Below are 23098 nucleotides of genomic sequence, written 5' to 3' on the forward strand. Positions count from 1 at the left end.
ACCAGCATGAATGCCGAGCCCCGCGTTGACGTTTATTCGCGGTTTACAAACGAAACAGAGTGATTATTTAACGTGACATCAAACTCTACTTCTTTACCTGTGCAATCACCTTCTGCGTGGCTTAAAGAGTTTTGCCTAACGCGGCAAGACAAAATTCATTCAAATGCACGGTTATACCAGTTACACATGACGCAGACAGAATATCGTGACTTACAGTTGTCGTTGAGTCGTAGTCGCAATTTCAATAATGCCTTGCCTATGACCAAGGAGTGGTGTGGCGCTTTCACTCTATATTGCGCAGAGTGGTTTCGTCGAGAATATACCCAAAATTGGAGCTGGGAGCCGATTTACGAGCGACTGAACTTTAGCCTTTCGGCCAGCGAAGTCAGAGAAGTTGTGCCATCTGGGTTGTGCGGTTATTGGGGTAAAACACTGTCTCGTTATCAACAATCGAACCGAAACGATTACTTAGGCTCTTTGTTTAAAGAAGGAGGTCTACCTTCAAATTTACTATCCAAAAATGACAACCACTATCAAAAGGCGTTTAATTCGGTATTCGATAGGTTCCATCTTGTTAGAGAATTTGGCGACGATGCCGTTAATCAATATATCCATCACAAATTGAGCTCATTACCTGAGTCGCTTCAGGGGAATGAATCCATTGCGCTGGTGCGAGGAATGGTTGAAAAGTTAGATAGTTTCGTCCACACCTACAATCTCGAATCTCAGCCTGAACCGGTGGGGTACCTCGAACAAAACTACCCACAATGGCGCGAAGTATTCCCCTTACCACTTGATAGTGAAACCGGGACTCAGTTCCTAAGTCAGTTGTTGTCTCGTGCCACAGAGGAAGTACGTAAAGTTTCGAAAAAACGCCGAGATTTAAAGTGCAAGCACTACATCGACTTTACTAATCAATGCGTGATGAGTGATGTGTTGCTACCGCTCAATTGCGCGTTTGATATTGATGCATTGCACCTCAGCAGTAGCCGAATTGAATTAGCCATATTTGAAGGCGAGCGTCATTTAGCATCACTGGGGACTTGTTTTGCGAGATTTGAAAATGAGCAAACCGTGGTGCGTATTCGGCAAAAAGTTGCTTCAGTGGTGCGTTCATCAACGGATAGTGAGCTCTATCTCGTTGCATTGCAATCAGGTAGGCAACTGGCTCAGGTTCGGCTCACCGCGAGTACCGTTGACTGTGACGATTCGCCGCTAACATTGGTTGAGTCCGATGATCGTTGGCTGGTGGTGGGGCAGGCTACAGCTCGAACTAAGGCCAAACGAGCGTTGGTTCTATTACCTTTTTCAAGCTCGCATGACGTATTGCTTGGGCACTTTGAAGCTGATGAGTCGAAGCGCTTGAGGGAGCTTAATGCCTTTTCGTTGGAGGGAAAGGTTTCAGTTACCCTAGGTAACGGAGATGCATTTGTGATCACTACTGGGGCCGAGAGTTATGCGGATGATGTATTGACGCTAAAAGGGGACTTGCTCCCATGGACGAGTATTCCTGCTTTGACGTTCAAAGGTGTTCCTTCTGTTGCTAGCCAGTATATTGGAGATGTGGGCTTTGGATTGAGCACATATCTAAATGGGGAGCTAGCACACCAACTTGCGCCGTCAGAGGTGAATGGTCGTCAGTTACTATCGGTTAAAAACCAAGGCAATCAGGTACTACTTAGAAAGCGCATCGGTGTATTACCTGCTGACTTCGATGTGCAGTTAATTCCGGGCACTACGCCATTGCAGGGCTATGCCAGAATTTCAACCCAATCACCTTTTGTGGCAACCGTGCCAAATAGTGCTATTTCGTCAAATGTGACGAAGCCTACGCCAGGTGTTACCGAACTAGCTATTAGTTGTTCCAGCAATCCGCCTGCAAGTTTCCAACTAAAAATTCAAGCATCATTGCTCTCTGAGCCCATTATTTTAAATTTACCGTTTCCGTCGAGCGGCATGACTGCATTTGATGCAGACGGTAAGCCTTTGAGTCGCCGATTGGCAATCGATGAGTTGCTTGGTGGGCGCATTAATTTGTTCACTCAGCAGGGCAGGCCAACTCGCTATCAAGTCACATTGTTGGATGTGTCGAGGGGCAATGCTCCACGCAATGCGGCGAGCTTCAAATGGGATTACATGGTTGTTGATAAACCCGTAGAGGTTAGCTTATACGGCTTGCATGACTATGTATTGGACTTGCTGTCTCTGAGTGAAAATATCGATAGTAAGGTCGAGCTCTCAATTACCGGAAATGGTCGCACAGAGCGGTTTACCATCAGTCACTACTCAACGACGATGGATTATGACTACCAACGCAGAGTACTGACCCTAAATAGTCGCACGTTACGAGATGCTTCTGGCGTAAAACCGATGTTACTCGACATTTCAAACCCCGAACAAACGCCCGTTACACTGAATAGTCGTGTGAGTGAAGGCGTTGCGACAGGGGAATACGAGTTACCCCATTACATCGAAGAAGGGGGGCCTTGGTTGGTGGTACCTGCGGAGTCGTCAAAAGTGTCGTTTCGAGCTCGATTTATTCTCGGCGCTAAACATTCTGGCAGCCCTCAAGAGATAAATACACTGCAAAAAGCTGCGAGAGCGTTCAACCCTCGAGATGAAGTATCGAGCATTGCGCTGGTTTTGAAACAAATGGCTGATGACTGGGACCACAGCGGGTGGGCATATCTACAGCAAACTTGGAAGCGCTATCAATATTTACCTATGTCGACCTTTGAGGTTTGGCGTCACTTAGCACGAGATCCGAAGGCTTTGGCAGTGGCGCTATTCAAGTTCGACATTGAGGCCAACTTTGTTGCCAAGCTTGTGGGGCAGCTTCCGGTGATTTGGGAGTTCATTCCCCTCTCTTACTGGCTACACGCAAAACATCTTTTTGGTCGAGCATTAGCCCAGCTAGGGATTGCTGATGACATGAAGCAGTCGTTGCAAAATGGCCTCATCGCTAAGCTGACGAAGGAAATTTCTTCATTGTCGACTAGCGTTGCCGATTATTTAAAACAAGAGCAGTTTACTCCCCCAATTCCTTCTCAAGTTATGCAGCCAATGATCCAAGGTGCGTGGTATCAAGATTTGCTGCGGCTTCATAGTGACAATGAGAATTGGCCTTCGGCTTCAGGTTCGGATTTGTGCCAGCTATGCCACACGTTTGAGCTACTGCCATTTGAACTAAAAGTAAATTCAAAGTTTCAAGAAGGGGTTGTTTATGCCCCGGTATTTGCCGCAGCAGTTGCATGTGGTCGCATTCCGCCAGCCATTCTAGCGAGATTTGAGCACAAAACTCTGTTTGATTTTCGTCAGCTAAAAGATTTCGACCATCAGTGGTTTGAACCCATGTATAGCTATGTCATCAGCCACTTAATGGCCCAGAAGTAATTAGGAGCGTTTGTATGAGCCAATATTTTTCTTCTCTTGTTGAGCAATCAATCGCTCGCTCCCAGGAGGCAACCCTAAGTGTACTTGGGATAACTAATCCAAATTTACGCGAACATTTAACTCAGGTGATGTCGCAACAAAGTGGTGAGCAGGAATCTTTCATGGCTCCGCCATTGTTTGAGCACACCTTTGGTTGGGAATTTGCTAAGCCCAAAATGGAGCGGTTGAAGGGCAACCTTCTGAGTGCTGAAGTGGTCGATGCTTTGGATAACAACGAAAATGGCCGCTACCGATTTGGCGCTGATTTTCGGCCGTTTGAGCACCAGTTGACGGCATGGCAAACGCTTCTCGACGACAACCCTAAGTCAGTGGTGGTTACGTCGGGCACTGGCTCAGGGAAAACCGAGTGTTTTATGGTGCCTGTCATCAACGACTTATTCCGAGAGATTGAGCGAACTAAAAAGCCTTTGGTTGGCGTTCGAGCTTTGTTTTTGTATCCGCTCAACGCGTTGATCAATTCTCAACAGGAACGATTAGACGCCTGGACACGACATTTTGGCGGTGATATGCGCTATTGCTTGTACAACGGCAATACCGAAAATAGCGAGAACAAAATGCGGTCTGCGCAGAAAAAGCGCCCCAATGAAGTTCTCTCTCGGGAGTTGCTCCGCAAAGAGCCCGCCCCAATTTTGGTGACCAACGGAACCATGCTTGAGTATATGCTGGTTAGGCAAGCGGATGCTCCGATTATCCAACAGTCGCGTCAGCAAAAATCATTGCGCTGGATTGTTTTGGATGAGGCCCACACTTATGTGGGCTCGCAAGCTGCAGAGCTGTCATTGCAGTTACGTCGAGTCATTCAAGCATTTGGAGTGAGGGCAAAAGACGTTCGTTTTGTGGCAACGTCTGCAACGATCGCAGGAGACGATGCCGCTGCTCAACTGCAAACCTATTTGGCCAATTTGGCCGGCGTTGAGCCTGAACAAGTAAAAGTTATTGGCGGACGACGAATCATTCCGACCCTCGACTTTGTTGAAGACGATGAGAAGTCGCTTGAGCAACTCGAACAAATTGAGCCTCAAGGCACTGAAACAAAGAAGGGCGAATTTGACCCTGAAATCGCTCCTAAGCGCTTTGAAGCATTATCCGCAACGCCATTGGCCAAATATATTCGCAATGCCATTGTTGATAGTGATAAACCGCAAACGCTCAACGAAATTGCATTTCAAGTAAGTGAAGCGTCAGGAAAGCAAGTATTGAGTCAGCAGCAATTGTTACGCTGGATTGACTTGCTGACGGGCACTAAGGGCTCAGCTTCTAGCGAAGCTTTTTTAAAGGTTCGGGCACATTTCTTTCAACGCATGACCAATGGTTTATTTGCTTGTATTGATTCCAATTGCCGTTGCAAGGACAGCACCCCACTCAGCAAAGGCTGGCCATTTGGTATGGTTTACGCCACTCAGCGTCAAACGTGTGACTGTGGTGCGCCAGTACTGGAATTGAGTTTTTGTATTGAATGCAATGAGCCACACCTTCTTGCTCGAGATAAAAACGGCAAGCTAACTCAGTGGAACAATAGCGCCGGCGATGAGTTCTCTTTACAGCACGAAGAGGGGCAAGATGAAGATACGCCCGACGTTCAAGATGTTTCTGAAGCTAGCCACTCACCTGAAGTATTTGGCAGTCGGCTAGATGATGATGGCTATTGTTCGATAACTATCAGTCCGGAGGGAAATATTGGTTCTCTCAACGGCCAGGGCTATACGCTAACTCACGAGGAATCGGGTAATGCACATTGCTGTGGCTGTGGTTTTGGCGGTCACAGTGGCAGTATGCCGTTTAGGCGAGCGATGCTCGGAGCTCCTTTCTATATCGCTAATGTGGTCCCGACCTTATTGGAGTATTGCCCGGATTTTGATGGCAGCAAAAATATAGGCCCTCAATCTTTGCCTGCCCGGGGGCGACGTTTGATTACCTTTACCGATAGTCGCCAAGGCACTGCTCGGCTCTCTGTTCGCATGCAACAGGAAGCCGAACGATCGAAATTGCGCGGGGCTGTTGTTGAAATATTAAAAAGCAAACAACTGGATAGCATGGCAAGTGAGGGCCAAGTTAGCGATGGGGTAACTGCATCGGAGCTAAGGGAACAGGCAGCAAAGCTCCGTGCTTTGGGTATGTCAACGGTTCTGGAAGCCGCAGAGCAGCTCGAGCGTCAAGCGGATGCCTTAGAGTCGGGGGTTACAGCGTTTAAAGCAGTGTCAGTCTCTTGGGTTGACATGGTACAAGAGCTCGCCAGAAAAGGTGACTTCAAAGGCTCAATGAAGCTCTACAACCAGTATTTGTCGCCCGAGATATTTAAAGAGCATGATGGCAGTATCAAGCTCGCAGATATGTTGTTGTTCAGGGAATATTCTCGCCGCCCTAAACGCCAAAATAGTAGTGAGACACAAGGCTTGGTGAAGGTGAGTTATCAAGGGGTGGATCAGATTTCCAACTGCCCAGAACATTGGGAAAGTCATGGCCTTACCCCTAATGACTGGAAAGATTTTCTCAAAGTAGCCTTGGACTTTTATGTGCGAGAAAACAATTTTTTGCGTATGGAAGATGAAGGTTGGATAAAGTGGGTTGGCGGCCACTTTTCAGCAAAATCACTTCGTAGTCCCGAATCCGATGAAAAAGACGAATGGCGTATCAAGCGGTGGCCACAAATCAAGAGCTCACAGCTGCAGCGCTTAGTGAAATTGTTGAGTTTGGGTTCTGGCTTGGATGCATCATCGACTTATGGAGAAGACCTAATCAATGGTTGGTTGAGAGATGCATGGAAAGTACTGACCGAAGGTGCTCGCATACTCAACAACGATGGCAACCAATTTGCGCTTGACCGACACAAAATGACATTTGCTTTGCTTGATAAGGCGTATGTTTGCCCTGTTACCAACAAGCTGATTGACACTACGTTTAAGGGGTATACGCCATACTTACCGCGTAAAATCGAAAAAGCAGAGCAATTCCAGTGTATTGAAGTGCCATACCCACATCTGTGGGAGTACGACAACAGCCAGTTGGATTACGACACTGGACTAGCATCAGTTCGGCAGCAAACCGCCGAGGACGACAAGATACAGCTGCTGCGCAGTACTAATTTATGGACAGATGTAAACGACCGAGCTTTGGAAGGTGGCTTTTATTATCGAACGGCAGAGCATTCAGCTCAGCAAAGTGCAGATCGGCTCGATGAATATGAGAGCATGTTCAAGCAGGGAAAGATCAACGTTCTGAATTGCTCAACCACAATGGAAATGGGAGTAGATATTGGTGGTATCTCTGCCGTAGTCATGAACAATGTTCCTCCGCACCCTGCAAACTATTTGCAGCGAGCAGGGCGAGCGGGGCGTAGTAAAGAGTCGAGAGCCATTTCATACACGCTTTGTAAGGGGAACCCCCATGATCAGCGCGTTTTCGATAATCCCAAGTGGCCGTTCGTTACTCAGATCCCTGCGCCTTATGTGGCTTTTAATTCAGAGCGCCTGGTTCAGAGGCATGTTAACTCACTTCTGTTCTCACTGTTCTTGAATCGGAAAGTGGGCACAACTGACACTGAAAAAACCAAACTTAATTTAGAGTGGTTTTATCTGCCTGCCGAAGACTCGGTTTGTGGGCGCTTGTTGGACTGGTTGGAAAGCGATGCTCACCAGTTTGATGATGAGCTGTCGAGCTTAGTCAAGGGCACAGTATTGCAGCACCACAGTCACGAGTCACTGTGCGCAAACGCAGCACGAGTTATCCGAGAACTACAGCAGCGCTGGATGCAAGAATATGATTATTTGCAGCGCCAACTGCAAACTGCGTTGAAAGATTCCCCTTACGAATACCGCATCAACAAAGAGCTGTATCGCTTAGTCAGTGAGTTTGTTCTTCGGGAGTTAGCATCAAAATCGTTTTTGCCAGGATACGGTTTCCCAACTGATGTCGTGAACTTTGATAACAACAATATTCAAGATTTCATTCGTGACAAAAACCAGAAGAAAGTTCAAAAGTCAGATCGGGTCGATAATGTGTCGCGCAGCCGTGGCTTGCCCAGTCGTAATTTGGCAGTTGCTATTCGAGAGTACGCTCCAGGATCAGAAATCGTGCTTGATGGGCGAGTGTTTACCTCCGGCGGTATTTCACTGCATTGGCAAAACGTTCATGCCAACCTGAATGAAGCGCAGAAGTTTGATGTTGGTTGGCGTTGTGACTCTTGTGGCCACACAGGATATGAAACACAGGCTTCGGCTATCGCCGAGCTCACTTGTAGCAATCCTGATTGTGCAAAGCCGATCAGATCCAAGCATATGCGCCGTGTTCTTCAACCTGCCGGCTTTGTGACTGACTTCTACGCCGAGCCAACGAATAACATTGCCATGCAAAAGTTTATTCCCGTTGAACCTGCCTGGGTCAGTGGCGGAAGTGCTGCGAAGGTGAGCTTACCCAATCCTCAAATGGGGCACATGCTTTCGAGTGCTGAAGGTTCAGTTTTCCATCATACGTCAGGAGAGCACGGCACTGGCTATGCGTTGTGTATGACATGTGGTCGAGCTGAGTCAATGGACAAGCACGGTCATTTTCCAAAGTCTCTCGACCCGAGCAAGCCTCATCGACCGCTAAAAGCTCTGGCAAAAGACAAGAATGGAGACGCTCCGGTGGAATGCGATGGTTCGCCCACGCTGATGGAATCAGTTCATTTGGGAGCGCATACGAAAACAGATGTATTCGAATTAACCTTGAAGCACCCAGTTCGTAACGAATACATACCAGAGAATACCCAAGGCTATGTCATTGCGACTACTTTGGCTGTCGCTCTGCGGGCTGCGTTGGCGGAGCAGCTAGGGATTTCTACATCTGAGTTGGGTTACGCAGTGAGGCCGGCGATTGTATCTGAAGGCTCCTCAGCATTGGTTATCCAACTATTTGACTCTATCTCTGGAGGCGCCGGTTTTGCAAGCTCTGCACACTTACATGTCGATCAAATTCTGAGACACATGCTTGCTAACCTAGACTGCAGCAGTTGCGAAACGGCTTGCGGGGACTGCTTGCTTGAATCGGATACACGTCGAGATTCAGACAGCCTCGATAGGCTGGCCGCTAAGCAGTGGCTAGGAGCAGATTTTGAGCCATTCATTGCTGTGCCTGAAGAGCTACAGTTAATGCTAGGGGGAAAATATCAACCCAATTCAATTGCTCAAACGATCAGGCGCTGGATCAACAAAGGTGCTAGTTCCGTGACATTCGTTCTGAGTGAGGACATCAACGATTGGGATTTGTTGAGCCCTCTTTTTAGAACTGATTTGGTGACTTATATCGCTAAAGACCAGGTGTCACTAACTTTGGGCATTCCCAATGTAGATTTAGACCAGGAAACGCAATTTGAACTGACTCGATTGCAAGCTTTAGGCGCCAATATCGCCACGCTTGCAGGACATGACCAATCTTTCAGCGGCATCTGTGCTCAGGTTGTAACGAGTGATGAGGTGATTTCCCTTGCTACCGCACAAGTAGAAAATATCACTCCCGGTAAGCAGTGGTTGAGATCGGGAGGACTGGTGTTAGAGAGCAATGAAATCAATCAGTTGCCGCTAACCATCAAAAACCTGATTGCCCCTATGGCACCAGGTGGCGCTATACATGGGTCGTGGGAAGTTACAGACCAGTTCAACGGTAAATTATCGAAATTTGGTGAGAGTTTTTGGCTGCACTTGTTTGGTGATAAAGCGTTCGTAAAACTCCTAGCTGACGATCCGGTCCAGGATCTGACCTATAGCGATAGATATCAGCAAAGCCCGGCGAGCCTACTCTTAATCGCACAAGTCATTGGGGCGTATGCCAAAGTGTTGCCAACTAAACCATCGATTAGAGTTAACACGTTGTTTAACCAGAAGGACAGAGCGGGACACTTACTGCATCAAGATTGGCAGCATGAAGATGATCACTTTGATGTATTCTGCAAATGGGTTGAGCACAAATCCAATGTAAAACCAGAGCTGGTTGTATGTGACAACCGGGCTGACATCGCTCATCGCCGATTACTACTCTTGACGCTGGCGTCGGGCAAGCAAATTAAACTAAAGCTCGATCAGGGGATGGGGTACTGGCGTTTGTCTGATCCAAGTTCTCATTATCCAACAGTCAAATTCAGCTTCCACGAGTATGTGGCTGTGCAACTTGCTCAATTGGAGAAACTCGAACGCGCGTTGGTGGTTTGCAATAGTGAGGAATGGAGCACGGATATCTCATATACGGTTCTATAGTGGATTAGTGAATCTTCCAGCCTTCTCTAGACACTCAATTGCACATCGGAACAACAGATTAATCAAATTGCCAACTTTAATTACAACTTGGTTGGCTCTGAATTTATTGGCACCGACTTCATTGTCGGATAATCGCAAGGGTAAATGATGTATTACGCGAGCAATCACAGCTCATTGCAAACACTCAAAAATGACTTTGATTCGGCTGAATTGTTTGAACAACACTCCTGCTATATTGATAGGACTTATCGAACATTATTCGGCTTTCGGGTGGTTGAAACGTTTTTGTCCACTGGAAAATTAGTAAAGTTCTTGTGGAAGGATAAGAACCTGCGCGCTGATTTAACTGAAATACTAAAGCAGTTAATTCGTAGCGTTAAAGATCTGGTGAAACATTACCACCCCCGTCGTATAGCAAGGAATTTACGCAACGTTCGCTCATTACCACGCTACTTCAGAATTCATGGAAAACCAGCGTCGGTTCTTGGCGTTACAACTCGGGTGCCAATAGGCTTGTTAAAGGTTTGCCTTCGTTTTCTCTTGTGCCTAGCTTATGCCGCAGTCCCCATCATGATTGTGTTGTTACCTCTATTGCTGGCCACTGGAGTGCTGTTGGGTATGGTAAAGGTTGTGATTACACGCTTTATTAAATTGCGTAAGACGCTTGGTCAGTTTTCTAGTCAAAAAACGAGTCGCGACTGCACTATTTTTTTTGATTTTAAAGCCGGTGTGAGGAAAGCCAACTACCAAGCAACCATATCCCACGAGCACATGCACATTGTCCAAAACGACCATGTGACACAACATGAAGGAGCAAGTGGTTTACATGACTACCCAACGCCCTGTTTGTTCGGAGTTTTTACTGGCGATAACATCGATGCTTTCATGAACTATCTAATGGACCGATTTGAACTCGAGGTTCGATTACACGAAATGGTGTGCGCTTTTTATCAGCGCAGAGGGTTTTTGCCTGAAAACAATGAGCAGTTTTGGGACTTGGTTAGGTGCCATGTGCTGATAAATAGCAATGAAATCCTTGGTCCTAAACAAGACTCGTCACAGTTATTCATTATTAAAAACTACAAATCAAACTATGAACTTTTATACATTTTTAAATCGATCGATAAGTCGCTCCATGCGCGCTTTGTCCATGAAGTTCTATACCGCATGTACTGTAACTTGTTGAATTACTACAAGATGGATGTGCTATATCAAAAAGCGGCCAAGCAGGTGGCTTATCCTAGTTTGTACGATCGGGTTTACCACATAACAGCCGCATAGCCCTGTTCTGAATAAATCGTGTTGACAAAATGTATAGCGCATGTGCAACGTGCATCTCTGTGAGAATCAATTATGTTAGCAAAACAATTTTCACCAGGTATGCGAATCGCCATTCGCATTGAGATCGATTATACGATGCCGGGCTGTCCAGTTTTACCGGAGCAGGTCATTCTGTGAACTACCAGAAAGAAAGAGATGGGTTTATCGATTTTGTTCATGCCAACCTAGTTAATACGTATGAGCAAGGTTTAAGCAGTAATCCGCTAAAGGCTTTTCATATCGGGTTACTGGGACCTTTAGAAGGTGAGTCAAAGAGCTCTACGCATAAAACTAGAAATAGTGTTGCTTCCATCACTGCACCCTCGTCGGCGGGTTTTTCGTTTTTCGTTACAGGAGATGACATACAGTTGTCTGTTGTATATGGAGCGAGTTATTTCACTAAGGACTCCAGTGGAAAGCCACTTGAAGGTAGCTTTGAATGGCAAAAGCAAACCTTAAGCTCGGATGACTATTACTTGGATATATCTCCTCCAAGCAAGGAAGAGCTAACACAAGTCGTCACAGAGGTGTTTCCCAACAATAGAGCGAAGCTCTACCAAACTTGGCGGCCATATAAAGAAGGTTTCTTAGTCACATTAACACTGGCTAACCAGCAATCTGTGGGGTGGGCAGAAAAGGACAATGAAAAGCGAGCCGAGGCCACTCTTTTTGACGTCGAACTTAATTGTACAGTCCTAAGCGGACGCTTAGAGAGCTACCCACAAAAAGATTTTGCATTGCTCTCGGGAGAAGAAAGGGAACTTGAGCTTCGCTATAAAGATGTCAAAACATATGCGGTTGGCCATGCTGTCGCTGTAGATTGGTCAAATGAAGATGGTCATTTCGTTTTAAAAGTTAACTTCATGCCTCGAGTAGAGGTACCAAGCGTTACTGCTAATACAGCGGGTGAAGAGACAAAACATCTAAACTTCAATTTTTTATCAACCTGCCATAAAAACAATGATGTAATTTCACTCCTATTTTCCTTTGCGGAGGAGTATAAGGAGTGGATTATCAACCAAGCTCAGTTAAAGAGCACTATGAGTACTCAAGAGCAGGTCGTTGCAGAAAACATCATCGCTCGGGCCAAAGAGGCTCATACTCGTATTCAGGATGGCATAACTTTTCTATCTCAGAATAAGGCTTTGCGATTAGCTTTTGCAGTTATGAACAGTGCGATGTTGAAGCAAATGACGGCGACGGAACAGGATCCTGATTTGAGGGAATACAATTGGCGGCCATTCCAGCTTGCATTTGTCCTCATGACAATGAAGTCGGCTGTTGATGAAGGCGATCTCAATCGCGATCTAGTGGACTTAATTTGGTTTCCAACTGGAGGCGGCAAAACCGAGGCATATCTTGGTGTTATGGCGCTGGTCTTTGTATACAGACGCTTAGTGTACCCAGAGAGTCAAGACAGTACAGTCGCGATCATGCGTTACACTCTAACACTTTTAACTGGGCAGCAGTTTGCTCGGGCAGCAAAAGTAATATGTGCACTTGAGTTGATAAGAAGAAAGTCACACAGTTGGCTGGGTACCACTCCGTTTACTTTGGGGTTATGGGTTGGTGGCAGCACTACACCAAACTCATTTCATCAGGCCCAGCAAGAGCTGGCTAATCAAAATTATGAAAAGCTTGGTTTGGCCTCATGCCCTTGGTGCAATGCTAAATTTACTGAAAAGAACTACCTGGCTGACGAGAGGCACTTTGAATTTTGCTGTTCTAATGACTCTTGTGAGTTTGGAGGTAGTGACAACCCAACTCTTCCTTGTCTAACAGTCGATGAGTCACTTTATCAAAGGCCTCCAACTCTACTGCTCGCTACCGTAGACAAATTTGCAATGCTTGCTTGGGAGAGTCGAGCCGAAGTGTTCTTTGGTGCTAATGGTAAAAGACCTCCTGAGCTTATTATTCAGGATGAATTACATCTGATTTCAGGTGCTCTGGGCTCAATGGTTGGTTTATACGAGGTTGGTATTGAAGCCGCTTTGATAAAAAGAGGTATATATCCAAAGTATATTGCATCGACGGCAACCATTCGAAACGCCCAGGAACAGGTAAAGCAGCTATACGGAAAAGACTCAGCGGTATTCCCTCCATCAGGCTTAAAGCATGATGACTCATTTTTTGCTCGAACTGTTCCCACAACTGAAAAGCCTGGTCGAATTTACGTTGGATATATGGCATACGGCAAGTCAAAACGAGATGCCCTTGAGCCTCTTTCAAGCCTTTTAGCTGTAGCTCCTGAAATTCATTTTGCAGATAAACCTGAGTTTAAAGATGCTTGGTGGACGCAACTAGTCTACCACGGTAGTTTGAAGGGGGTTTCTGCGAGTGACGCTTCATTCAAAGGGCCTATTAATCGCTCTATTCAACAGAAGCTATTTGAGTTTTCACAGACACTCCCTTCTTTAGAAAGCTCCAAAGCAGAACTAAATCGTTATTTGAATGTTAAATCTTTAACATCAGTTCAGGGGGCAGAAAGAAATAACCAAACATTCGCTCAATTAGACCTGAGTTGCGATGAGGCCGACTCAGTAGATATTGCGTTAGCAACAAATATGGTCTCAGTTGGTTTGGATGTAGAGCGTTTAGCTGTCATGATCATTAATGGGCAACCGCTTACCACATCAGAATATATTCAGGCCAGCAGCCGGGTTGGGCGAGGAGATATTCCTGGCGTTGTATTTGTTAATTATTACAAATCTCAAACCAGTAGCTTATCTCATTATGAAAATTTTCGGCCATATCATGAGTCGTTTTACCGCTATGTAGAGCCTACAAGCTTAACCCCTTTTACGTATCAATCTCTCAAAAAAGCACTGCACGCGGCAGTGATCATAGCTATTCGAATGTCAGGCATAGGCTTCTCGTCAAATGCAAGTGCCGATAGCTTCAATTCCTCAAGTCCATCCATTATGGCAGTGATACAGATTATGAAGCGAAGGATAAGGAGTGCCATCACTGGCCCATTCGATTCAGAGCATCAGCATCAAGAGCAAGAATCAAAGCTGAACACTACCTTGGATATGCTTGATAGCCTAATTGATGAGTGGGACTTATATGTAAAAAATGCTAAGGAAAGCCGCCGCCAACTGCAGTTCCATAGTCGTGATAGAGCGGCAGAATCTTTGATTAAAACACATGATGTTAAGAGAACTGCATTATGGGATACACAGACATCCATGCGTAATGTAGAAGATAGCTGCTTGGTGAAAGCTGTAAGGGGGCTAAAACAATGAATAAATCATTGACCCCTGTTCGCTTGTCTCATATTGGAGCACAACAAGGTGTTGGCAGCATTGCTCGATTAAAAAATGACTACACGGGCGTGATTGTAGATACCCGATTTTGGTTTCAGGGCGGAAAGCCAGAACCTCAATATGAACTGAGAAATGTTAGCCGTATTCAACGCTGTTTAGAGATTCCACAAAAGCTCTATTTACCGCCAACGGGAAATGAGAAGAATGAAAGTGGCATAGCCAAATCAATCCCTGCTGTTCTTTTTCCTGGTTATTTACAGTGCGTTCAATGTGACCGGTTAGATCTAAACCCTTGGGAAGAAAATCCTCACCATTCGGCCCAAAAGCCAAGGTGTGGGTGCGGCGGAGTGATGAACCAGGGAACTTACTGTGTGGTTGATAACTACGGCAACTTAGACAATGTTGATTGGAATTACCTCTGCCATCATCAAATAGAAAAAATGCAAGATGAAAATGGTAAGAGCATAACTCGTGTTAAGCAGCCTCAAGGTCGGCAAGCAGAATGTTACCTTAGTCACCAAAAAAAGAACTTGAAGCTTACCTTTAAAGAAGGGGCGCAAAAGATTGTATGCGGTAACTGCGGGGCTGAGGTGAACTTCGAGCCAAATCAATTAGGCATAAAACCTCGTAAGCCACAGCCATGGATCTTCGAGAGAATTCCAAAAGAGCCCGACGGATTTAAACGAAAAGGCGAAGTCGTCGAAATTAACCACCCGAGTGTATATACACCTGTAATCCAAGATGGCTTGGTTATCCCGCCTGAGTCCAATAACGAACAAGACTTAATTGACACTAGCTATATTCTGAAGCACACCGATGAGCTTGAAGATATCATCAGCGCGCCCAGTGATTTCGTACGTGAAGGACGCATGATACAAGTTGTACGTAAACTTGGCGCGTCACTTGACGAGGTTAAAAAAGCTGTACAGCTCTTTGAGTTTGGTAATGTCGATGAAGAAGAACCTGAGCTGGTGGGTACACCAGGACAGATGAAAGAAGAAGAGTTTGAAGCGCTCATTACAGAGCAATCATTCTCCCCATCTGCTGACTTTAAAACCAAACACCTTGACGATTTCCTTCAAGAGTGCCGCGAGTCGTTACCAGAGGAATTGAGAGATCTCAGTAACATTGTCGGCAAGTTAATCAAAGTTGAGAGACTTAGAAAGGTTCAAGTATTTCAGGGCTTTTTACGCTCTCAACGAGATTTAAACCCAGATAGTAATACTTCCGGCAAGGAATTAACCCCAGAAGAGAAAGAGTCATTTCAGCCACAGCTGGTTTCCCCAGATATTTACGGGGGTTTAGACTGGTTGCCTGCCATCAACCTCTATGGTGAAGGAATATTTATTACCTTGCCGTCAAGCTGGTTGAGTAGATGGGAGTCACACACTCAAATAGCTTTACGTGTTAATGAACTCGAGCTTCACTACGAAGCATCTGAGAGTCAACTCACAGTGGATGAGCTATCTCCGCGGTTTATTTTGCTCCATACGTTAGCCCATTTGTTGATCCGAGAACTTGAAGATAAGTGTGGTTATCCTGCATCGTCGCTCTCAGAGCGAATTTATGCTTCAAGAGAAGCAGATATGAGTGGCCTCTTAATTTACACCACTGTTGCGGACAAAAGTGGTTCATTAGGAGGATTAATGGAATTAGCAGATCCTAAGGCTTTCTTAACGGTTTTGAGTGGAGCACTCAAGCGAGCTCAATGGTGCACATTGGATCCTGTCTGTTCAGAGCATAGTGGGCAAGGAAGAGATGGCTTGAACAGAGCTGCTTGTCACGGTTGTACTCTAGTGCCGGATACTAGTTGTGACTATGGGAATGTGTTTTTAGATAGAACCCTGATTAAGGGGGATAAAGCTGCGGGAATACCTTCATTATTGGAGTTTATAAAAGGGAACCATCATGAGTAAAAGGATTAATGAACTTCCACAGCTGCATAACCTAAATGAAACGCAGCAGCGAGTAATGAGATTACCACTTGAGGGATTGCACTTGGTTGTTGGGGCTCCAGGTACTGGCAAATCTATTGTTGCACTGCTTCGAATGGAAAAGTATCAAGGCAAGCAAAAGCAGCCAAAAGTCCTCACGTTTAATCATGTCCTAGCGGCATATATGGCACAGCTTTTATCCTGCGATCTCGATACGGCAATGAGCTGGATGTACCAGATTCAATATGGTTTAACAAGCGAATATATGCCTGAGAAGCAGCCTTCTTTTGGAAGTAAAGTTAAAGAAGTAAACCCTGATTATGATCAGCTGAAAAAGATATTTCGAGACCATTTTAAGCAAGTTGACATTCAGGATCTGATTATTGATGAGGGCCAAGATCTCCCTTCAGGCTACTATGAATCACTGATGGAGCTAGGGTTTGAAAACTTCTTCGTGGTGGGCGATCAAAATCAACAAATTACAGAAGACAATTCCAGCCGTCAGGACCTAGAGACAGTCTTAAGGCTGTCTCCAAGTGATGTCATCGAACTCGACGAGATTTTCAGAAGCACAGTGGAAATCGTCAAACTATGCCAACACTTCTATACAGACAGAGCGAGCCCTAAACCCAAATTACCAAAGAGACCACCATCACTGCTGAAACCTACACTTTTGAATTATTCGACAGTGAATGCATGTGTTGAAACTATTCTGAGAGCAGCTGACAGAGATTCCGGTAAATTGATAGGCGTAATTGTATCCTCAGAAACGAAGCGTGAGGATTATGTTAAGAAATTATCTCAAGTGGATGTTCCTAGAGATAATGAAAAGCCACTCATCTCAAGTTATTCCAGTCAACAAAAGCAAGGTAGTGTGAACATAGATTTCGGTAAAGGCGGCATCGTAGTCTTGTGCGATAAGTCCGTCAAAGGGATTGAGTTCGATACCGTTTATGTAATCCTTGATGGCCTACAGGTGATAAATGGAGATGAAGATTCAATGCGTAAGCGCCTATACGTAATGACATCAAGAGCAAAATATGAGCTTTTCTTGATGCAAAGTGCCTCATTCCCAAATAAGCCTGTTGAGGCTTTGCTTCCGGCAGATACCAATATTCTAGAACGAGATTCCATATAATGGCGAAGCAGCAATTTTACACCCCCATTTGCGTTGATAACTTAGCTCAATTCTTTGCATTAGGCTTTATAACGCCAGCAAGTACTTTTCCATTTGACAATTATTTGCCCGATGAATTTTGCCTGCACCCGGCTGGGGTTCCTTTGTATAAGAAGCCAAATGCCAAGAATAAAATACCCAGAAAAGGACTGAATGCTTCCGCCCAAGAAGACAGTAACTTGAAGAGCGCATTAGTTGTTGTGTCTCTTGATATGACTGGATTGAGCGGCAACGATGCTGGCTCAAGATTCGACTTGGATGGTGTTATACCTACTTACCTAATCAATGAAGTAGTCTTTGAGGATGAACAAGCTCGTGATCACTTTGATTATTTAACTAAGATTTCTGGTCGAGTCAGCATAGAGTTGCTTGAAGCAATTAAGTTCAAGGCTACTGGTTTTGACAAGTTATTTGAGGTTGAAAGTCGTGATCAAGGTATGGGTTTTGATTCACAACAACCCGCGTTGGATGCACATCATCACCTCTTCAGTTTTGACAAAACAACAATTCGAAAAGTGAGCGGTTATGGGGCCGCCTTAGCGCTTTGCTTTGTTGCTGCAAAAAATTCTAAGCGTGCAAGCGATGCATTCAAACAGTTATCTGCCTTATCAGCAGATTCTGATAGTCCATTTGCAGTCAAAGAGTTGCTCTCATACCTCCAAAGAGAACAGGGAGAAGAGCTGTTAAGCCAAAAGCTAAGAGGCGAGTTTTTTAATGTGCTGGTTGGCTATAAAGGTCAAGGCAAAATTCTTGATAACCTCATCTCTTTTTTTGACATGGATTTTGATGATGAAAAAGTTACGCATTATTTACAAAAGTTAAAAGAGAAATCACGAGACATTCAGAAAGGAAAGATTCAGGAAACAAAAGCTGAGCAATTGAAGTCGTTTGACAAAGTAGAAAGGCTTAGTGACTTTATCTCGCAAATTGTCACTATGTTCTCATTACTCAACGAAACAGAAAAACTATTTACGCAGCCGATCCCCACCGTGACCGATGAAGGTTATACCAATATTGCCATCGCTTATGGACTGCGTGATAAATTCTACGAAATCCCCAAGGTCGTCCGCCAAATCAAAGGGCTCGAAAAGTTCGTTGTTGAACGCATGTTTGTTTATTTTAATCAGATCATTGGGAATCCTTCACCTGAAAAGTCAAAAATCAATGATGTCCCTACTTTAATTGATATTTTGTCCGATGATAGTGCTCCTCAACTTAAAGATTCGTTGGCAAGCAAGTTTGATTTGGTTGAGCGATATGAGATACAGGAAGTTAACGTTAATGGTGTCAAATACATCCCAGAGAATACCGGAGAATTAGCAACTCTATTAGGGCCTGACTCAAAACAGTTTGCAGAAAAAATGATCATGCAAAAGGCTTTTGATGATGTTGACTTTAACGCCATCCTTGAGCTCTATGAATCGGAAAAATCTTTAACAAAAGCAATGAAAAAGCTGGCCCGAGACCTCAGTAAATTATGAGGTTAAACCCATCCAAACCATACAACAATGATAGCCATGCTGAGTTGTTGATGTATGACGCTCTTCGAAAGGTGGAGCTCCCAGGAGCAATTTGCTTTCATTCGCTACAGCTTATTTCTCACCGTACCAAAAAGGTGAGCGAGCTCGATTTTGTACTTGTGTGTACTCAAGGCATCTTTGTTTTTGAAGTAAAAGGGGGGCGCTTGCGCCAGCAGAATGGCCACTGGCTCTCTTTTGCCAAACAAAAGCAATACCCAATTCAGAATCCGTTTAATCAAGCAAAAATCGGAATGTTCTCGTTACTAGATTATTTGAGGTCAAAGAAGTTCGGTTGTCAGGAATTTACCACCGGGTACGGTGTATTAGCGCCTGATACTATCAGCTTGCCGGAATCGGTCGAATACTCTTCTGAGATTCATGCCACAAAGGGTTGTATGAGAAGCTTTATGGCTTGGCTTCAGCGCTTTATCGGCTACTGGAAAGAGAAAAGTAGTAATCCCAAGGCGCTCACACCTGATGAAATTTCCCAAATAGCTAACTATCTTAGACCCGGCTCAGTCAGGAGCAACTTCCACTCGACAGAAAGCTTTGGATACTTGAATGCCAATCAAAGATTTGCGCTGAATGCATTTAAAGAGGGTAAGAAAGTACTTGTCGATGGAGCAGTTGGTACAGGAAAAACGCTCTTACTCAAACAAATAGCTCAGTTGCTTGTTAAGCCAGATGAATCGTTACTTGTCGTGTGTCGATCAAAGTGGCTGAAGGGATATTTAAGAGCGAAGTTGGCAGCTAATAGTGTAGTGGTTGCAACGCTCGATTGTATCCAAACAGAAGCGCGTAGGGCTTTCATCGCCAAATTTGATATTGTAATTGTTGACGATGCACAAGACATTTACACCCCAGAAACTCTAGAAAAGTTAGGGCGATTTATGAGAGGAGGACTTGCGGCTGGTCGCTGGCTTTTCTTGCAGAATAAGGCCGATTTGCTCCCTGGCTTTAAGCCGCTAAACGAAAAGTTAGTACAAGAGGTTTCTGTGCGTTCTGATACGAAAATCTCACTGGATACGGCATATCGTTTATCAACGCTTGCAATTAATTACTCACCAGTGGCATTACAAGATGGGCTGAATCAGCTTCAACGAAGTCATGAGCCAACGGTTGTCGAGCTCAATGCTGAGAAAGGTTCCGATTGTCTCTTACTCATAGAAAAAGCAGTTAATGATGCTCTTGGCGAGGGGTATAGCCGCGGAGACATCACACTCTTATCTACTCAATGCTACGAAAAGAGTTGCGTCTCTAGATTACCGCCATCGATGCAGTCGAAACTAACTCAGTTGGATGGCTTCAATATTCAACATTTTCCCACAGCCCAAACCTGCTTTTCAGAGTTAATACACTTCAATGGCTTTGAAAATAAAGTAATCATTTTAACTGATGTCATGCAGGAGAGTATGAAAAATCATCCTGAGGCATCCCAAGCACTAACTCGAGCAACACAAAAGTTGGTGGTGATTTGGTCAACTGAAATTGATGCAATTTCAACTAGGCCAAATAGAGAATGGCAAGAGCAGCTAGAGTATACCGAAATTGCTGGCGAACCGACTTTGCTAGCGAGTTCGGGATTACCAGTGGGCTTGAATGGATTTGATATTAGAGATGGAAAATTTGAATCAGTTGCTGAGGCAGAATTCGCATGGCCAAAACACAAGATCGCTTTGCTAACGACTGATCAAGAAAAGTATAGAGGCGCATTGGAAGAGCTAGGTTGGAAGTGCTTTTGGGAACCAGTTAATCAGAAGTTAGTTGAAAACCTCATAGAAGCTTTAGGGACAAACCAACAGTGTTAATGGCATCTCCATAGCCGAAGTAAATCACTTGCGGAACATCGCAACTTAGACAGTAGTTGGCAACCCCGAACACTCTTTGTGGCGTTACAAAATAGAACAAATGAATACAGAGTTGTCAGAGCTGGCCTCTGTATGGACAAGAGAGACAGAATGAGCAATGAAAAACTAATATACGCACCAGGCATGCGTGTAGAGATCAGAAACGAAGAGTGGACAATTCGCCGTGTAGACCAATAGGCGCTTATGAACTAAAGCTGTAATGACTGCAAAACTAACAGCTAAAAAGCTCATTGCGTTATGTTGAATTTTGGGAATATCTAAGCTTGAAGCAAGTGAATATAGAAGTATTGAGTTGCTCAACGACACACATAAAAACATTTGGTCAATTAAGGATGAATACATGAGCAAAGGCATTAATAAGGTAATTCTAGTTGGAACGCTAGGAGCTGATCCTGATGTAAAAAACACAACCAAAGGCAATACGATTGCCAATATCAGTCTTGCCACTAATGAGAGTTGGAAAGATCGAAATACCGGCCAACTTAACGAAAAAACAGAATGGCACCGAGTGGTGATATTTGGGAAATTGGCCGAGATCGCCGGTCAATATTTGCGCAAAGGTTCACAAGTTTACTTTGAAGGAAAGCTTCAAACCCGAAAGTGGCAAGATCAAAACGGACAAGATCGCTATTCAACGGAAGTGGTTATTGATTTCAACGGCACAATGCAAATGCTAGGTGGCGGCGCAGCCTCTGTGACCCAACCAACTCCTGTTGCCCCGGTAAATACGCCCCCTGTGACAGCGCCACCTCAATCCAATCAAAATTTAAATGACGACTGGGATGATATTCCGTTCTGAGGGTGACCAATTTCGGCACGCACTTAGGCGAAGCAAAGCCTTAGTTTCTTGGTTTTAAGCCATCAATAAATCAACTGGCTGAGCAGCCCCCTAAGGTCGTCAAAAAGCGCTTTCAATGAACCTCGGTGCTAGGTTATGCAACTTAATGGCCTGGTTTAGAATCACCTACGGCGCATAAAGGCAATCCTTCACTGAGCAACGCTCATTGGGGCGAAGGACTCACAACATGGGTACTATTAATTGAAAATCCTTCACACCTCCGATTGGCATCTTGGCCAAAGTTTTATGGGGAAATCCCGGGAGCCAGAGCATCGAGCTTTTCTTGAATGGTTGTTGCAGCTGATTGAGTATGAATCCGTCAATGCGGTCATTGTTGCTGGCGATATATTTGATACCACAACACCGCCAAGTTATGCCCGCTCCTTGTATAACGAATTCATCGTTCAGATGCACCAGGCTGGCTGTCAGTTGGTAATTTTGGGCGGTAATCATGACTCGGTTTCGATGCTTCACGAGTCCGCTTCATTGGCACAATGTTTAGGCACGCACGTTGTCGGAGGGGTCTTACAGAGCCCGGCCGAGCAGGTGATCACCCTTAAAAATGCCAATACCCAGGTAGGCGCCATTGTTTGTGCGATTCCCTTTATTCGAGCTCGCGACGTGGTTGAATCACAGGCTGGTCAAACAGGGCAAGAAAAGCAGCAAGCGCTCATCAAGGCTATGGCTGACCATTTCGATGCGGTGTATCGGGAGGCGCTCGATACACGTACGCAACTGCAGCGCAATGTGCCCATTATTGCCACTGGCCATCTAACAACACTTGCAAGCAGTAAAAGTGAATCCGTGCGCGACATATATGTCGGCACGCTTGAATCGTTCCCTGCGGATCATTTACCCAAAGCTGATTACATTGCATTAGGGCATATTCATAAACCGATGTCGGTAGCAGGCCAAGCTCATGTTCGGTATAGCGGCTCGCCCATTCATTTGAGTTTTGATGAAGTAAACCATGATAAGCAGGTTCAGTTAGTCAGCTTTAACGGTGAACTTGAGTCGACTGTAGAAAGCGTGACTGTTCCTCGGTTTCGGCAAATGCGAACCGTGAACGGCTCATTAGCGGAAGTAACCCGCGAGCTTGAATCGTTGCCAGCTTCGATAAGCGAGACAGCTTTGGATATCTGGCTAGAAATATCGATTCATACGGATGACTACTTAAGTGGATTGCACCAGCAACTTGAAAATTTAATTGAAGGTAAACCGATGGAAATCTTGCGCTTACGACGTAAGCGGAGCGCGAAAGATGCGGTGTTAAACACCGAGCGTAAAAAATCGCTGAAAGAGTTTTTACCCAAAGATGTATTTTTACAGCGCCTGGCTGAAGAGCCATTAGAGCCAGAACAAAAAGCAAAGCTGCTCGAAACATTTACCAAATTGGTCACTGAAGTTGAAGCCAATGTGGCGCTTGATGATTCAGAGCTTCATCGTGCACGCGGTGCTGCCGCGCCTAAAATTAATTCACCAGAGGGCGCGTAGC

9 protein-coding genes and 1 pseudogene are annotated in these 23098 nt (G+C 45.1%); all 10 read left to right on the forward strand.

Annotation, left to right across the window (positions count from 1 at the left end; all coding sequences use genetic code 11):
- The first annotated feature begins 99 nt into the window (after nt 1-99).
- A complete protein-coding gene (locus K0504_RS04600) occupies nt 100-3393 on the forward strand; it encodes an STY4851/ECs_5259 family protein (protein ID WP_318837932.1) in 3294 nt (1097 codons plus the stop codon).
- A gap of 14 nt (nt 3394-3407) precedes the next feature.
- Nucleotides 3408-9680, forward strand: a complete 6273-nt coding sequence (locus K0504_RS04605; RefSeq protein WP_220102984.1) for a DEAD/DEAH box helicase — start codon at nt 3408-3410, stop codon at nt 9678-9680.
- Between the two features lie 144 nt (nt 9681-9824).
- Entirely contained in the window at nt 9825-10961 is a 1137-nt protein-coding gene (locus tag K0504_RS04610; protein WP_220102985.1) for a hypothetical protein, read from the forward strand.
- A 173-nt stretch (nt 10962-11134) separates the two neighbouring features.
- Nucleotides 11135-14245 carry a helicase-related protein gene (locus K0504_RS18540; RefSeq protein WP_220102986.1) on the forward strand — a complete coding sequence of 1037 codons (3111 nt, stop codon included), beginning with the start codon at nt 11135-11137 and terminating at the stop codon, nt 14243-14245.
- Nucleotides 14242-16182, forward strand: a complete 1941-nt coding sequence (gene drmB / locus K0504_RS04620) for a DUF1998 domain-containing protein (protein ID WP_220102987.1) — start codon at nt 14242-14244, stop codon at nt 16180-16182. The genes K0504_RS18540 and drmB overlap by 4 nt, the downstream gene beginning before the upstream one ends.
- Nucleotides 16175-17338: an AAA family ATPase gene (locus tag K0504_RS04625; RefSeq protein ID WP_220102988.1), complete on the forward strand. Its 1164-nt coding sequence runs from the start codon at nt 16175-16177 to the stop codon at nt 17336-17338. Before drmB ends, K0504_RS04625 begins: the two co-directional genes overlap by 8 nt.
- A complete protein-coding gene (locus tag K0504_RS04630; RefSeq protein WP_220102989.1) occupies nt 17338-18858 on the forward strand; it encodes a hypothetical protein in 1521 nt (506 codons plus the stop codon). Before K0504_RS04625 ends, K0504_RS04630 begins: the two co-directional genes overlap by 1 nt.
- Before the next feature lie 50 nt (nt 18859-18908).
- Nucleotides 18909-20705 (forward strand): NERD domain-containing protein/DEAD/DEAH box helicase, encoded by a 1797-nt coding sequence (locus tag K0504_RS04635; protein ID WP_220102990.1) that lies wholly within the window; start codon nt 18909-18911, stop codon nt 20703-20705.
- Between the two features lie 400 nt (nt 20706-21105).
- Nucleotides 21106-21522: pseudogene (gene ssb / locus K0504_RS04640) on the forward strand (single-stranded DNA-binding protein); the annotation flags it as partial.
- A 282-nt stretch (nt 21523-21804) separates the two neighbouring features.
- On the forward strand, nt 21805-23097 hold the full coding sequence (sbcD, locus tag K0504_RS04645) for an exonuclease subunit SbcD (protein ID WP_220102991.1): 1293 nt from the start codon (nt 21805-21807) through the stop codon (nt 23095-23097).
- Nucleotide 23098: the final 1 nt, after the last annotated feature.

This window comes from Neiella holothuriorum (assembly GCF_019457915.1).
GTDB lineage: Bacteria > Pseudomonadota > Gammaproteobacteria > Enterobacterales > Neiellaceae > Neiella > Neiella holothuriorum.